The sequence below is a fragment of the Natrinema sp. H-ect1 genome, assembly GCF_041821105.1.
GTDB lineage: Archaea > Halobacteriota > Halobacteria > Halobacteriales > Natrialbaceae > Natrinema > Natrinema thermotolerans.
Map to the genome: position 1 here is coordinate 53890 of NZ_JBGUBA010000012.1, position 15544 is coordinate 69433.

The window sequence follows — 15544 nt, forward strand, 5'->3', positions numbered from 1 at the left end:
CTAGTGACTAACGAATGTCCGACACCTCTCCGTCAGAACCCAGCTGTACACTCTGTGACCTCCCCGTCAGTGGGAGTGACATCGTAGCGGACGGCAATCGGTTCTGCTGTACTGGCTGTCGAGATGTCTACGTCACCCTCGGGGACGTCGACGACATCGACGCCGACGATGTCCGCCGCGCTCGAGACGATTCACAGTCCGATCGCGAGGTCCCGTCGGATCACGACGCGACGTTTCTAGAAGTCGACGGGATGCACTGTGCGACCTGCGAGGCGTTTATCGAATCGGCTGCGACGACGATCGACGGCGTCAGTGACGCCAGCTCGAGTTACGTGACCGACACGGTTCGAATCGATCACGATCCGGACCGCGTCTCGGCGGCCGACCTCCAAGAGGAGATCAGCGGACTCGGCTATAGCGCCTACGCCCGTGACGATACGTTCAGCCGTCGGAGAGCGAATAACTGGGAAATGGGGCGAATCGCAGTCGGCGTCCTCATGGGAATGTCCGTCATGTTGCAGTACCTCGTCATCATCTACCCGACGTACTTCGGCGGCCTGTTTTACGGCGATCGGGTCACGGAGTTTTTCGAAAGCGCGCTCGCGAGTTCCGTCGCCACGCCATTCTACGTCGTCATCGCGGCGCTCACGACGATCATCCTGGGCGTGACTGGCAAGCCGATCCTCCAGGGGGCGTACGTCAGCGTGAAAACGCGGTCGCCGAACATGGATCTCCTCGTCGCGATCGCGGCCGTGAGCGCGTACCTCTACAGTACGCTCTCGATCGTGTTCGGTGGCGAACACATCTACTACGACGTGACCGTCGCGATAATCGTTATCGTCACGGTCGGCAACTATTACGAATCGTCGATCAAGCAGGAGGCGACCGAGCGCCTCTCCGACCTGACCTCCATCCAGGTCAACGAAGCCCGTCGCGTTCGCGAGGACGGTGAGGCAGAAGCGGTCGCAGTCGAGGACCTCGAGGTCGATGATCGCGTGTTGGTCCGGTCCGGGGAACGAGTCCCCGTCGACGGGACGGTCGTCGACGGTGACGCAGCCGTCGACGAGGCGGTCGTCACCGGTGAGTCCCTTCCCGCTCGGAAGACCGCGGGCGATACCGTCGTCGGCGGCTCGATGGTGACGGACGGCGCGGTGACCGTCCGCGTCGGAGCGGAGGCGACGAGTAGCCTCGATCGGATCACCGAACTCGTCTGGGACCTGCAAAGCGGCTCTCATGGGATTCAGAAACTCGCGGACAAACTGGCGACGATCTTCGTGCCGGTCGTTCTCGCTCTCGCAGTCGTCGTTACGGGCGTGAACCTCCTTCTCGGGAACGGCGTTTCCGCCCTTCTCGTCGGGCTCACGGTGTTGATCGTTTCCTGTCCCTGTGCGCTCGGGCTGGCGACGCCGCTCGCAGTCGCCGCAGGGGTCCGCGACGCGTTGGAACGCTCGATCGTCGTCTTCGACGATAGCATCTTCGAGCGAATCCGCGACGCGGAGACCGTCATCTTCGACAAGACCGGCACACTGACGACGGGTGAAATGACCGTCACCGAGACCGACCTCGAGACGGCGTTGCTCGAGAAAGCGGCACTTCTCGAGCAGCGCTCGTCACATCCGGTCGGTGAGGCCATCGCCACCGAGCGACCGGTGCCCGACGGTGGATCGGTCGAGTCCGGGTCGGACGCCGATTCACCGGCCGATCGCGTCGATTCCTTCGAGAGCTATCGGAACGGCGTCGCGGGTATCGTCGACGGGGACGAGATCGTCGTCGGCCATCCGGATCTGTTTCGCGAGCAGGGCTGGGACGTTCCCGCGAACATCACCGATCGAATTGCGAACAACCGTGAAACCGGACGAGTTCCGGTCGCTGTCGGTCGCAACGGGACTGCTGAAGGCGTAATCGTCGTCGGTGACAAACTGCGGGAGAACTGGGACGAGACGGTGGCATCTATTTCCGACGATGGGAAAGATGTGGTCGTCCTCACCGGCGACGATGCCCGGGCGGCACAGCAGTTTCGGGATCACGCTGCCGTCGACGACGTGTTTGCGGGCGTTCCGCCGGAAGGAAAGGCCGAGACCGTCACGCGATTCAACGAGACGGGACGGACGGTGATGGTCGGCGATGGAACCAACGACGCACCGGCGCTGGCCGCGGCCGATCTCGGCATTGCTCTAGGCGGTGGGACTGCGATGGCCGCTGACGCCGCGGACGTCGCCCTCGTCGATGACGACCTCGCGTCCGTCGGGACGGTTTTCGACCTCGCTCGAGCGACGAATCGCCGTGTGAAAGGCAATATCGCGTGGGCGTTTTGCTACAACGCCATCGCGATCCCGCTTGCCGTACTCGGTCTGTTGAACCCGCTCTTTGCAGCGCTTGCGATGGGCGGGAGCAGTCTGCTGGTCGTCGTGAATTCGACTCGTCCACTACTGTCCGACGAGGATACCGCCTGAGTTCCGGACTACTCCCGTGTTACCGTTTAGTTATGGTCGCTGTAGCGGTCGTCCGGAACGTCCGCAACGGGGACTTCGATCTCGTTCGTTCGCATAAACGGCGGCGTCCACGGATCGTTGTACTGGAGCAACGCCGGCTCGCCGTCCGTCTCGAGACCTCGTCGTGTGAGTTCCTCACGGAGCCGCTCCCGTTCCCGACGGACGCGCTCGTCCGTCGCGTACCACGAGAACCGGCGGACTGCGACCGTCCGCGGCGGTTCGACGACGAGTCGAACGTCGGCATCGGTCGGCGTCGGCGCGGTTTCGGACGTGTACGTCTGCGGGAGGTAGAACGCCATCGTCACGTCACCACTGTCGGACCCCGTTCGCACGGGCGCGGTCATCGGAATCGCAGTACCGCGGACCGCCACCGGCGCGGTCATCGACAACTCCTCGCGGCGCGCGTTCGCGCCCGAGATGTAGCGAAAGAGACGTCCAAACGCCGTCCGCGCATCCCCTGCCGTCGTTTCGGCGACAATCGTCCTGGGATAGCGACGGATCTCAACGCCGTCGAAGCGGCCCAGCGTTTCCGACGGGACGCGTTCGGTCGTTCGATCGACGTACACGCCCCACCCGATCCACAAGACGAGCAGGCCGCCGATACCGACTAGTATCTTTCGTGCCGATCGCATAGGATCCGTACACCGTACTGGTCAATAGTCCCACGGGGTAGCTTCGAGGTATTTCACATCGGTCGTCGATCGCGCCGACCGTCTCGACGTGACGCCGTGTACCCGATGCGGGACGACGACGGTTCGCTCGGATATACAACCCTCGAGACGATCGTCCGAGGAGGTCACTGCCGTTGGCGGTGGCTTCCCAACTACCGGACTCGTCACTCGAGTTACCGAACCTATCGGCAACCCGATGCGCATCGATAGACTCGTACGGATCGCTACCGTCTCGTACGAGCCGACTTCGGTTTCGGAGAGGTGACTCACAGCGTCCGACGAGGGGGAAGTGAGCGTTTGGGAAGCCGAGGGGCCCCTCGCTCCCTTACCGCCGCTCTTCCGCCCTTCGAACCCGGGTGATGGGTATATACCGAAAGGACGACTCCGTTCGGTATGGCCGATCGAATCCTCGTCCCATACGACGGATCACCACGGGCAACAGACGCACTCGAGTTGGCCTTCGACGAGTTTCCGGAGGCAACGGTCATAGCGCTGTATGTCATCGAAGTCCCGAACGGACGCTGGGCACAAATCGTCGGTCCCGAACTGCAACTACCCGTTACTGAGCGAGCGCAGGAATACGCGGATGACGTCCTCGAGTCCGCGACTGAAATCGCAACCGAGCGCGGTCGCGGTCTCGAAACGAACGTCGTCACGGGTGAGCCCGATCACCGTATCGTCGCACAGGCCGAAGGAGAATCGGTCGACCTGATAGTCATCGGAAGCCACAGTCAGGAGGGGCTGTCGCGCATCCTGCTCGGAAGCATCGCGGAGAGGGTCGCTCGCCGATCACCGGTGCCCGTTCTCATAGCACGATAGCTGCCGAATCGTCTGCCTGTTCTAAAATTGCACTATATTGTATAGAATGCGAAAATCACATATGAGGGAATCCCGACATCTACTTTGAGTGCGGGACGAGAGGAGGCGAAGACACCGCACTCTGTCAGAGGCATACCCACGTTCGGTCCGAGATCACACGCTCTGGCGGTCCGTGTCCCGGATTGGGTCCACCAGTATCCGAGCCCCTCGTGACGAAGCCACCGCTCCAAGTACTACCTTCGTGGCGTGACGCAGTAGACTCCCGAGATAGAGCAGCTGTATCCGGACGTCGTATCGCGCCGCTACGTTCCGTCGCGGCGCGCGACGAGGACGCCAAACTCATCGTCGACGGCGACACGGCCGGTCGCTTGGAGTTCACCGGACTGGCGGGAATGGCAAAATTCGACGTACTTTTCGAGGGTGGCTCGAGCTATCCGAGCAGTCCGAGCGACCGGCGACCAGTTTCCATCGCCTCCATTCCCGGGACGGACCGTGACGTACCTCGAGGACGAGCTTCCAGGCACTCGCCTCGTCTGTAGACGGACGGTCTCCGTCGCGACCTAGGTCTCTTCCTCCGGATTCACTGGGCCTTTGTACTTCGACGTCACCGTATCGCCGTCCCGCCACTGCCAGTAATAGTACCGGTTGTCGTTGATTTCCTTGATCGTGACCGTCGCCTTCGCGGGGACGTCGTCCGGGAGATCGTCGGGCTGGTCCTCCACCCCGTCGTCGCCTGCCTCTTCCTCGAGACGAGCCTCGCGGTCCTTGTGTTCGGCTAGCGCCTCGGCGTACGCAGCAACGTCCCGCAGCCGCTCCGGAGCGGACTCGTTGAGCGCGTCGACGACCTCTGGTGGGAGGTTCGCCGGTGGAGCCGGTGGTTCGGAGGACATCGGCGACTCTCGTGTTAACCAACACGGAACGCCAATTTCATAGTTCTGTTGGTTAAGACAGTGGCGTCGGTTCCCGTGCCTGCTAACTGTCACACTACTCGAAACGTCGTTAGCTACTAGTTCCGTATTGAGGTTCTCGCCACTGTTGACCGCCGTGACACGATTTCCGAACCCGTCGATGCCCCGCTCTGGTACCTCGAGACACACGACGAGGTACCTATTCTGGACGCCGCCGCTCTCTGACGGCTCGAAAGACCTCATAGAGGAGCGAGACGCGGAGGACGGGATGGGTCAGTTCAGAAGAGGCCAGCGATGAAGCCGAGTCCCATGACGATGAGGACGGTCGCCGAGAACAGCGGCAGGTACGGCGTGTACGTCTCGACCGTTTCTTCGTACTCCTGATAGCCGGCGATGAGAAGCATCGTCAGACCCAGGATACCGACGATGACCGTCAGGGCGTACGCGGTCATCAGCTCCAGACAGTACGTCGAGCCGGCACAGAGCCCGATGATTTCGAACTCCTCCTCGTGGGCGAATCCGAGGACGAACGCGAACCAGGCGATTCCGAACAGTCCGCGGTCGGCGTCAGCGGCCGTTTCAGTCCCGTGCCCGTGAGAATGGCCCCCGCTGTCTCCAAGCCGAGTTTTCACCCGTTCAAGGAGCCCATCTGAAGAGCGGTCCCTCGTCTGCTCATCGGCGTCGTGATCGTGGTGGGTGGACTGGTCTCCCGTCTGCTCGTTGTGGTCGTGATCATGGTGAGCGGACTGGTCCCCCGCATGCTCGTCGTAGTCGTGACTGTGAGAGTGGCCGTGTCTGTACTCCCGAACGCCGAGGCCGATGAGTAATACCCCTGCAACGATACTCACCGGACCGCCGATGGAGACGCCGCCGAGGATCGAGATCGGCTCGTTCACCTGGGTCAGTTGGAAGTAGGATTTCGCGTAGAAGAACACGCCGACCATCGCCAGACTGCTGACGAGGTGGCCGACACCGATGAGGAAGCCGGCAGCGAACCCGTAGCGCCACTTGTTGGACCGCTCGAGCGCGTAACTCGCAGCGACCGGCCATCCGTGCCCGGGTTCAATGCCGTGGACGAACCCGAGCGAAACCGCGCCAACTAGTAGTGGAAACGCTTCGCCGTAGAGCATTCACGTACACCTTCATCACCGTGTTGTATAGCGATTGTTAAGACTAGAACGCGGTTTCCGTAATAATCGAGTACTCAAGACAGCGGGGGCCCAACTGGGAGGTATGCGAACGAGTTTGAACGTATCCGCGGACGTCCTCGACGAGTTCGACGAGACGTGGCAGGCCGAGGGCTTGGACTCTCGCTCGCGAGCAGTTCGTGAAGCGATGCAGGAATACATCGAGGGGCATTCACAACTCGAGGAGGTATCGGGTGAGGTCGTCGCCGTTCTGGCCTTCGATTACCGGCATCACGAGGTGATTCACGATCTCCATTCCGTCCAGCACCAGTTTCAAGACGTCATCGAGACGATGAGCCATACCCATCAGGGCGAGTGGTGTTTAGAGACGGTTTTCTGTCACGGCGAGTCGGAACGGGTTCGCGAACTCGTGTATCGGCTCCGCGATTTCGATAGGGTTGGTCGCGTAAAGACGATGCTCCTCCGGGATGCTACGCCGGGCGACGCTCCTTGAGGTCGTACTCGAGACAGGGGACTCCTTGGACGTATCGTACCAGGGTGTTGGAATGAAGGGATGGTGACCGCAACGTGAGCGACAGCAGGCGGTTCGATGATCTCGGACGCTGTTTCGGGAGTAGTGGTCCGCAAGTTTCGACGTACCCGCTCTCGGCATTCCTCCCTGTCAGTGTCGTGTTCGGCTACGAGTCGGCTCGAAACTCGGCTGCGTAATCTTCGATAAACGCCCGCATCGTTCGCGGCGTCAGTCCGAGGAGCCGGCGGCTGTCGCATGCGATAGATGGTGGGAACCCGTTCGTCGGCTTTCTCCCTCAGTGAATCCACCAGTAACCGCACAGCGGCTCACGGACAGTTAGTCGGCTACTGAGCGAAACCACCGCCACTCATTCGTGCCGAACTGTATGTCTAGATAATGATTACCAAGGAAATCCAGTCATTGAGTCGTGTTATCTCCCTCCCCGCAAATCGTTTAGTTGAGCCGCTTATAGAGACTACATCGACTTTGAAGCAATGACATACTATGCAATGATAACATGACAAAGACAGAAGACGTGCTGTTGTTCGGTGTGCTTGCACTCGTCTGGGGAACGGCGTTCACAGCGATCGAGGTCGGACTCGAAACGCTCCCACCGCTTCTCTTCGCAGCGGCCCGACTAGATATCGCTGCGGTCATTTTTGTCGGCGCGGTGCTACTCGGCCGGCTTCGGTGGCGTCCCCGGACGAAAGCCGACCTCGCTCTTATCCTCTCGAACGGCATCCTCGTCATCGGAGCGCACTTCGCGTTCTCGTTCATCGGCCAGAGCTACGTCACGAGCGGTGTCGCTGCGATCGTCCTCAGTTTCACACCGATTATCACGCCGATCATCGCCATTCGAGTCCTCTCGACGGAACGGATCTACGTCACGGATGTCGTCGGGCTCTGTGCTGGACTCGCCGGCGTAATCTCGATTGCAATTGCCGGTGGGTCCGTTGATGGACAGCTCCTCGGCATCGGGCTTCTCTTGGCGTCCGCAGTCGTCTTCGCGCTTGGCTCCGTCCTGACCGAACGCTGGTCGGCAGACCTCCCAACGATGGCACTCCATGCGTGGGCGATGGGTACCGGTGCAGTGTTCCTCCACGTGACGGCGTACGCTTATTCTGGAGCAACGCTCCGAAACGTAACGTGGACGCCGTCGGCAGCCGCTGCGCTCACATACCTCGGGGTCTTCGCGACAGCGGGCGGCTTCCTCCTGTATTTCACGTTGCTAGAGAGAACCGGCGCAACGAACATTAGCCTCATCAACTACGCAACACCGATCGTCGCGACGGTCTTCGGCGCAGCCCTGCTCGGGGAGGGAATCACGATGGCGACCGTCGCCGGATTCGCGCTCATCGTCGTCGGATTCGCGCTTTGTAACATCCGGCCGCTCTGGCGGCTGACCCGGGCCACTTCGAACACGGCTGACCACGATCGGTTGCTCGAACGCGATGAAGTCCGTATCCAGGGGAACGTGTACAAGACGGAAACCGACTCCCAGACCTCACTGCAACCAGGCGATTGACCGCCGCTCGGTCGTCCGCTCGAGACCCGCTGAACTAACGAAGTAGACAAAAAGCAGCAACGCGGTTCCGGCGTCAGGGCTTATATAAGGTAGTCAGATAATGTTGAGTCAGATACGATGGTTGTGCTGCTAACTGTCGTCGGTATCGGTGTCGCGATATTCGTCGGGTTCAACATCGGAGGATCATCAACGGGCGTGGCGTTCGGTCCGGCAGTGGGCTCGCGCTTGGTCCGAAAGACGACCGCTGGCGCGTTGTTCGTCGCCTTCGGCTTTATCGGTGCGTGGACCGTCGGTCGGAACGTCATCGCGACGATGAGTAGCAGTATCGTGCCGGCAACCCAATTCACGCCCGCTGCAAGCGTCGCCGTCCTGTTTTTCACGGGCGCGTCGTTGTTCGTGTCCAATCTCTATGGCGTTCCAGCTTCGACCTCGATGACGGCTGTCGGGGCGATCGTCGGATTGGGTCTCGCATCCGACACTCTCAATCGGGCGCTGATGTTCGTTATCGTCTCGGCGTGGATCGTCGCACCCCTGTCGTGTTTCCTCATCGGGGCCGTAGTCGGACGCTACATCTACCCGTATCTCGACCGTTACATCGCGTTCACGAAATTCGATCTCCATTTCGTCCAGCTTGACCGGTCGGGGACAGTTCCACGTCCGTATTTAAATAAGAACGCGTCACCACAGGACATCGTCGGGTCACTCTCAGTGGTCGTCATCGCCTGTTATATGGCGTTCTCGGCGGGGGCATCGAACGCGGCGAACGCAGTGGCACCCCTCGTCGGTTCGGGGGGATCGCTCACTGTCAATCAGGGCGTCCTGCTTGCGGTGGCAGCCTTCGGGTTAGGCAGTTTTACTATCGCCCGTCGCACGCTGGAGACGGTCGGGGACGATATTACGGAACTACCGATCCTCGCATCACTGATCGTTTCCGTCGTCGGTGGGACAGTGATCACGATCCTCTCCTATTTCGGGATTCCCGCGAGTCTCGCGGTGAGTACGACATCGACGATTATTGGGCTCGGATGGGGTCGAGCGAGTCGGGCGGCAACACTGGTGGAGTTGGCAATCCCAACACCCGAGCGGCCGGAAGTAGACGTCGCAACAGGGGCATTGGTCACCTCCCGCGCCGAGGAGGCTCCTGCTGGCCCGACCATCGGGGACATCGCTCGCCAGGAGAAGCCGGCAGAGAAACCAGCGGACGTCCCAGACGTACCGGATGTCGGCGCGGAAGGACCGGCTGATCTCGACGCGCGGAGCCTCTTCGATCCGAGCGCGGCCAAGCGCATCGTCACGATGTGGGTGTTGACGCCGGCACTGGCGATTGCCACCTCGTACCCGGTGTTCGTGTTCCTGCTGTGAGTGGCACTCACCGAGACACCGTCCACCACATGGAACGGAGCCGGTTCCAGTGGGGGTGTCGAACGAGTAGGCACTTGGACTCTAGGTCAGTTCGTCGCTAGCCGCAACGGTGATTTCACCGGTACGGCCCAGTGCCTTGACCGTCCCGTCGATTGTGATATCAGCCGCCGTTAGCCCCAGTCCGGCCCTCAGTCGAATCGGGTCTGCTTGAGGATACGTCCTATAGTCCTCGGAGACCGACCGGGCCGCCGACGTCATCGTCCTCGACGTAGAGGAGGTCTACTGGAACGCGAAAGCCGACTCGAAGACCGCGGATGACCTCGAGAGCGCGTTGGAGGATGCCGACTCGGCTGGCGAGTTGGGGTTCCACTCAAGCGTCACATCAGGTGATGGCGACCGGCTTGAGCCCGACTCGAGCGTCGACGTCCAGGTCGTCCACCCTGACGCGCCCGTCGGGAGTGATGTTGACGCCGAATCGGTCGCCCTGACCGTTGAGGCTCAGGAGAAACGCTTCCGCATCGCGAGTGACCCTCGTGACCCGTCCGACGTGAAGGCGGACGGCAACGTAGATGTGCTTACGCTCCAGCACCACGGTGCCGCACCGACTACTGACTCGCCGAATATGAACAGTCCCGGCTGGGTCAGCAGTATGGGTCCGCCGGAACACGTTGTCGTGCCGGCAAACTATTCGAAGCAGCATCCGACCTCAGAGGCGGTGGCCAACGTCGACGAAGTCAGCGACACGCCCAACTTCTACATCACGAGCAAGCACGAGTCCGGCGGGGCGGTCACGTTCGTGGTCCAAGACGAGGAACTGTCGGTGGAGTACGACGAGGCCAAGTCGACGGATCCGGGCGATTGGGTGGAGAGCGCGAATGGCGTCCCGCGGCTCCGGCCGCCCGCACAGTCGGTCTCTGCGGCCGCGGCTGGCCCGCTCCTCGCAGGCTGAGGACGCCGGTTCCTCCACCGGACCGAATAGATAGGGCCGTTCCCAGCTCAATTTTCGTTTTCACCTCGGACAGCATTTATACTACCGACCGATCTAATCCCCCTGTATGGGCAACATCGAGTCTAAGACGTTCATCGTCGACCGTTTTGAGTTCATCCAGACGTGGATGGAGTGTGTGATGTACGATCCGGGTGACGAGCGGTATCCAGACGTCCTCCTGCACAGTTGCGGTCACCCGTGTCTCCCGTTCGACGCCCGCTACCAGAGTTCTCATGTGACGCTCGACTTCTCGATATCACGCGAGCCGACTGGCGTCGGTATCGACATCGGGCCCGCTCGGTCCGTGACGGAGTTCGAAACGACGTTCGAACGACAGTCCGACAAGCACTACGCTGCAGCGTGTATGGGCGCGGAGGGATACGAGTACGACCTCAGCCTCGAGAGCGAGTGCCTCCCGTCCTGGGTCGCAGAGAGCGACGAGGTGACCGGGTACGCCACTGTCGAACTCACCTACGACGAGGAATTGACGAAATCCAAACAACGGCTCAGTGACGAGGAGATCGAACGCAAGCGCGAGGAGTTCCGGGCGCTCTTCGACGACTGGGACTTGGAGTACGGCCCGGACGCGACGCCGCGTCCGTGACGGATCCTCAATCGTCAAACACCTCTCCAGTCCCGTCCGTGGAGAGCTTCGATTTCTGATCAGCGTCCGGTGGGTGGTGCCGCCGTTGTACTGACCGAGTTCAGCGTCTGCTACGAGCAAGTTGCTCCTGAACTTACAAAAGAAGCGCGGAAGTTGGCTGCTAATTGTCTCATCAATCACGATGTTGTGCCTGTCGAGACCATCGACGCGCTCGAGGGCCACGTCGATCGGGCACTGTCTAGTTTAGCACCTCCGTTGGCGTCTGTCCGTTGAGTGACTGGTGTAATCGACGAACCCGAACTCGAGCGCCGGATCGGCAAGGCCGTCGACGACGAGTTCGACCAGATTCGGCTCGTCGTCGAGGACATTCGTCTCGGAGCCCGCTCAGATGTTCCCGCCGCTGCTCCATCTTTTCCCTCTCAGTCCGTCGGTCGTAGTGCATCTCGAGCATTCGCTGGCTTACGTTCGTCTGGTCTCCGACGGTGGTTTCCGGCACGTCGCTATTTTGGGAGAGTAGCGGTGGGAGTAATCGGTCAGCCTGTCGCGTGGCTATCTGTTCGTGAGTCTTCTTCGCTAGTTAGTCCAAATGGTTCCAACATCAAAAGGAGTCAACTAGTCCACAGTCAGTTATCAAATCTTCTATAATTAAATAGTTTTATTACTTTTGTGATTATAATTGTGCCTGGCATGACAAACCAAAGCAGGCGGAGGATCCTTCAAACAACGGGCGCAGTGATTAGTACTACGATACTCGGGGCCGGAGCGGCCAGCGCACAGAAAGCCGACTCCCGGTTCCTGATTGACCTACGAGAGGTCTCACGGGCGCAAGTCCCCGAAGACGTAGAGATCATCCACGACCTTTCCGAAATCGATATGCTTGCTGCACAAGGCGATGAGAGCAAGGTTGGCGGGCCGCCCGCGACAACGCCGGATATAAAGGTCGATTGGAGCGGTGACAAAGGCGGAGCAGTCAAGGAACAGTCGGGTCCCTCCGTTGACGAGCGGAGCAACAGCCATAATCACGATGGTCCGCCAAAGAACACCGAGTACCAGTGGGACAAACGGGTACAGGACGTCGGTGACTACACCGACAAGCCCGATGATCGGAAATCCGTCCATGATACGACCACTGGAGAGGGAACTCGCGTCGCAGTTGTCGACACGGGGGTTTCCCCGAACCATCCGGACCTCGAAGGCGTCGTGAACGAGGAGCTATCAGCCAATTTCACGACCGATGGACTCGGGTTCGAGCCGAACGGTGCAGGCGACCACGGCACCCACGTCGCTGGTATCATCGCAGCGACGAACTCCAACGACGGTCCTGCGGGGGGTGGCCTCGGGACCGCACCGGATACGGAAATCGTTTCACTCCGAGTGTTCTCCCGGAAAGAAAACTACACGAGCGATTCGCTGGCCGCGTTTCTCTACGCCGCAGAGGTCGGCTGCGACGCCGCGAACTACAGCGTCGGCTACCCGGAACCGTACGTCGATCCGGAGGAGTACCCGTGGCTCATAGGTATCAGAGACGCGTACCGCCGGACGGCGAAAGCCGTCCGAGAGAAGGGAATGCTCATCGTCAATTCCGCTGGCAACGATGGCCTGAACATGGACACGGAGAACATCCTCAGCCTCCCGACGGAGGTTGAGGGCATCTTCGGGGTGAGCGCGACCGGTCCGATCGGCGTCGGCTGGGGAGACAAACATAGTGACAACGAGGAGAAGTGGCTGACGGAGAACCGGCTGGAGGAGCCGACGACCCAGCCAGCTTTCTACACGAACTACGGGAGTGCCGTCGACGTGAGTGCTGCCGGTGGGAACGCAGATGTGGAGGAGCTTTCGGAGAACCCCGACGCGTACAATGACCTCGTCTATTCGACGGTCATTTCGACGGATGAACAGGGGAATGTCGTCCCTGGCTACGGGTGGAAGGCAGGTACATCGATGGCGGCACCGCAGGTAACGGCTGCAGTCGCACTTGTCCGGTCGCTCCGCCCCGACGCAGGTGTCGAAGAGGTTGAACGTCTGATCAAAGAGACTGCAACCATGCCCGAGGAAGGCGAGTTATACCACGGCGATGGGCATCTCGACCTCGAGCGTCTGGTCAAAGCCACGAAGTAACGCGAATTAGCCTTTTTTAGGTCATCCGTCGCCAGATGCATGCTGACGTCGGCCTCCAGTTCTGCCTTTGGTCATTCGTTCTCTATCTCGAGTATTATTTTGGCGGCCGAGTAGAAGCAACGATCATGTGTTTGATTTTCGCGAGTATACTCGAGACGGATCAAATCGAGGGTATTGATTCCTGAACTGCTTCCCAGTCTTGGATTCGTACGTAAAATTGAACCGCTGTAGACTCCGCACCACGAGTGCGATACGGGAAGTAGTTCTCAGTCTCTGTTCTTACTACCGTGACCGAGAATGTCTGGTGTCCGACATGTGTCGTGTATGCAGCACTCCTCGAGGCTGCGACCGACGGCGACACGTCCATTGGCAACGCAGCCGACAGTGCTAACACCTCACACACCGTAGAGGAGACTGCCGAATCGGACGAGAGTAGCACTGAGGCACCGATCCCCGATTCGGCAGCCGATTCTGACGACCTGCACTCGGACGCGAAGGGCCTCGTGATCGGCGAAGTTCTCGGGTTCGATCGGGACGGGACGAACCCGCGACGAGGGCGCACAACGGTCGATCAACAACACCGATCCACAGCCGATCAGCGAGGTCGACGTACAACCGCCGGCGAAGGCCGCGACGAACGGCGGTGACGAGTAGCTGTCCGACCGCCTCGCTGACCGTCCATGGCTGTCTGGAACCGACCGGTGACCACCCGGACTACGCAGTCCTGTACAGCGACGAACTCGCTCGAGCGGGCGAGGGTGACGGTACGGAAGACCATGTGGTCGCCGAGTGAGAGGTCCTCAACGACGAGAACACACGCATTCTCGTTTCCTACACCCAAAGCGGCCTCACGGGAGTTTCCGCCTACTCGGCTGACGAGCCTGACGGCGAGACGACCTACGAACCCGCCACCGACCAACCCAAGTGCGGGACACGGTGGGTTCCTGAGGACGGCGATCGGATCGTCGAACTCACAGACACCTACGACGACGATCCGACGCTGACGGACGGTCTTCGGACGTACGTCGGGGGCGCTGTTCAGAGTAGCGTTTGAAGAACGAGGCAGTTGGGGTTCGAGGTGTCCATGCCTGAATTCCAACGCCCTAGTGGAGCTATAGTAGCCGCTGAAAGTCATTGCACACCTGATCGAACGACAGCGTTGCGACCTGTGTGTGAATCGTTTCAGCGGCTACTATAGCATCGGGATCGAATTAGATTTTGTGGGGCGCGAGCAGACACCACACAATCTGACAGAGTTGAGTATCCAACTTCAGCTGTGTCAATCATCACTTTTGGATACTGTCTATATCTTATATAGTTTCGGTGTCAAACGGGCACGATCGACCGTCTAGAACTATGCAAAAAGCCGAGCGACAGCCGACATATGGTACCCAACCTGATCACGTCGCTCTCGACGAAACCGTGATCCAACTCGACGATCAGCGGTACTGGCTGTACGCTGCTGTCGCTTCCGAGACCGATGAACCTCCACGTTAGATTCTTTCCAACGCGAAATCTGGACTCATCAGCCAATTCCTCGCTGAACTACGCGAGAAAGACGATGTCGAAGACGCTGTGTTTCTCGGCGGTTCAGGCCCCTGGATCCACGCTGCACTCCACCGACACGGACTCCGATTTCGAAACGAGACACGTGGAAATTGGAGTACTGTTGAACGTCTCTTTCAAGAGGTAAATAGTTAGACCTACCAGTTTGGATATCTCTTCAAAAATGCAGAACTAGCAACCGCCGAACCTGGCTCCAGAGCTACGCGTATTGCTGGAACCAGCCAATCTGAACATAGCCTGTGGCCACTATCCGAGTGTTTCAACCATATCGGTAGATCCCCGCTGTGATCGCGATCGACCGCCATCCGTGGTTACCGGTCGGGGACGTTTTTACGGACAAAGTCGATCGTCTCTTCGATCGACGTTCCGGGACCGAAGATCGCAGCAGCCCCTGCCGCTTCGAGTTCGTCGCGGTCCTCTTCCGGAATCACGCCGCCGACGAGTACGAGCGTCTCCGCTTTCGCGCCGTATTCCTCGAGGCCGTCCATGATTTTCGGGACGAGCGTATCGTGCGCCCCGGAGAGAATCGAGATGCCGAGGACGTCGATGTCCTCTTGCACTGCAGCCTGGACGATGTCGTCGGGTGCTTTGTGGAGTCCGGAGTAGATGACCTCGAAGCCGGCGTCACGGAACGCTCGAGAAATGACGTGTGCGCCACGGTCGTGGCCGTCGAGACCGACCTTTGCAACCATACATCGAATCGTCCGCTCATCGTTCTCGATACTCATGGGCCGCGATTCGAAGAGGAAACGTATGATTCTATCGGAGTCTGCCAGTTTCGCCCGCCGGAACGGCGCTTCCGACCGGGAAAAGACCGACTCCGGAAGGTGCG

The 15544-nt window shown here is 60.1% G+C and carries 13 protein-coding genes and 1 pseudogene; 10 read left to right on the plus strand and 4 right to left on the minus strand.

The genetic code is table 11. The features are described from left to right. The first annotated feature begins 14 nt into the window (after window positions 1-14). Window positions 15-2453, plus strand: coding sequence for a heavy metal translocating P-type ATPase (locus ACERIM_RS17105; protein ID WP_373633574.1), 2439 nt, complete (start codon window positions 15-17; stop codon window positions 2451-2453). A 26-nt stretch (window positions 2454-2479) separates the two neighbouring features. Here ACERIM_RS17105 and ACERIM_RS17110 read toward each other — a convergent pair whose 3' ends face one another. Continuing rightward, the gene (locus ACERIM_RS17110) at window positions 2480-3124 is read right to left on the minus strand and encodes a heme-binding protein (protein WP_373633575.1); all 645 of its coding nucleotides are present in this window, start codon (window positions 3122-3124) and stop codon (window positions 2480-2482) included. Window positions 3125-3556: 432 nt separating this feature from the next. On the opposite strand from ACERIM_RS17110, the gene ACERIM_RS17115 reads away from it, so the two are divergent. Continuing rightward, window positions 3557-3982 (plus strand): universal stress protein, encoded by a 426-nt coding sequence (locus ACERIM_RS17115; RefSeq protein ID WP_373633576.1) that lies wholly within the window; start codon window positions 3557-3559, stop codon window positions 3980-3982. 560 nt (window positions 3983-4542) lie between these two features. Here ACERIM_RS17115 and ACERIM_RS17120 read toward each other — a convergent pair. Further along, entirely contained in the window at window positions 4543-4872 is a 330-nt protein-coding gene (locus tag ACERIM_RS17120) for a hypothetical protein (protein WP_373633577.1), read from the minus strand. Window positions 4873-5168: 296 nt separating this feature from the next. Continuing rightward, the gene (locus ACERIM_RS17125; RefSeq protein WP_373633578.1) at window positions 5169-6020 is read right to left on the minus strand and encodes a hypothetical protein; all 852 of its coding nucleotides are present in this window, start codon (window positions 6018-6020) and stop codon (window positions 5169-5171) included. Window positions 6021-6123: 103 nt separating this feature from the next. Between ACERIM_RS17125 and ACERIM_RS17130 the strand changes: the two genes are divergently transcribed. From ACERIM_RS17130 to ACERIM_RS17165, 8 genes and pseudogenes are all read left to right on the plus strand, one after another. Then, window positions 6124-6531, plus strand: coding sequence for a CopG family ribbon-helix-helix protein (locus ACERIM_RS17130; protein ID WP_373633579.1), 408 nt, complete (start codon window positions 6124-6126; stop codon window positions 6529-6531). A 535-nt stretch (window positions 6532-7066) separates the two neighbouring features. Continuing rightward, window positions 7067-8074, plus strand: coding sequence for a DMT family transporter (locus ACERIM_RS17135; RefSeq protein ID WP_049967066.1), 1008 nt, complete (start codon window positions 7067-7069; stop codon window positions 8072-8074). A 117-nt stretch (window positions 8075-8191) separates the two neighbouring features. Next, complete coding sequence (locus ACERIM_RS17140) at window positions 8192-9436, plus strand: anion permease (RefSeq protein ID WP_373633580.1); 1245 nt, start codon at window positions 8192-8194, stop codon at window positions 9434-9436. 331 nt (window positions 9437-9767) lie between these two features. Beyond that, window positions 9768-10385 (plus strand): hypothetical protein, encoded by a 618-nt coding sequence (locus ACERIM_RS17145; protein ID WP_373633581.1) that lies wholly within the window; start codon window positions 9768-9770, stop codon window positions 10383-10385. A 106-nt stretch (window positions 10386-10491) separates the two neighbouring features. Then, on the plus strand, window positions 10492-11028 hold the full coding sequence (locus tag ACERIM_RS17150) for a hypothetical protein (RefSeq protein ID WP_373633582.1): 537 nt from the start codon (window positions 10492-10494) through the stop codon (window positions 11026-11028). Window positions 11029-11715: 687 nt separating this feature from the next. Then, the gene (locus tag ACERIM_RS17155) at window positions 11716-13146 is read left to right on the plus strand and encodes a S8 family serine peptidase (protein ID WP_373633583.1); all 1431 of its coding nucleotides are present in this window, start codon (window positions 11716-11718) and stop codon (window positions 13144-13146) included. Between the two features lie 643 nt (window positions 13147-13789). Continuing rightward, entirely contained in the window at window positions 13790-13939 is a 150-nt protein-coding gene (locus ACERIM_RS17160) for a hypothetical protein (RefSeq protein WP_172704504.1), read from the plus strand. Between the two features lie 373 nt (window positions 13940-14312). Further along, window positions 14313-14942, plus strand: a pseudogene (locus ACERIM_RS17165) (IS6 family transposase). A gap of 81 nt (window positions 14943-15023) precedes the next feature. Here ACERIM_RS17165 and ACERIM_RS17170 read toward each other — a convergent pair. Beyond that, complete coding sequence (locus tag ACERIM_RS17170; protein WP_006648217.1) at window positions 15024-15440, minus strand: cobalamin B12-binding domain-containing protein; 417 nt, start codon at window positions 15438-15440, stop codon at window positions 15024-15026. Window positions 15441-15544 lie beyond the last annotated feature (104 nt).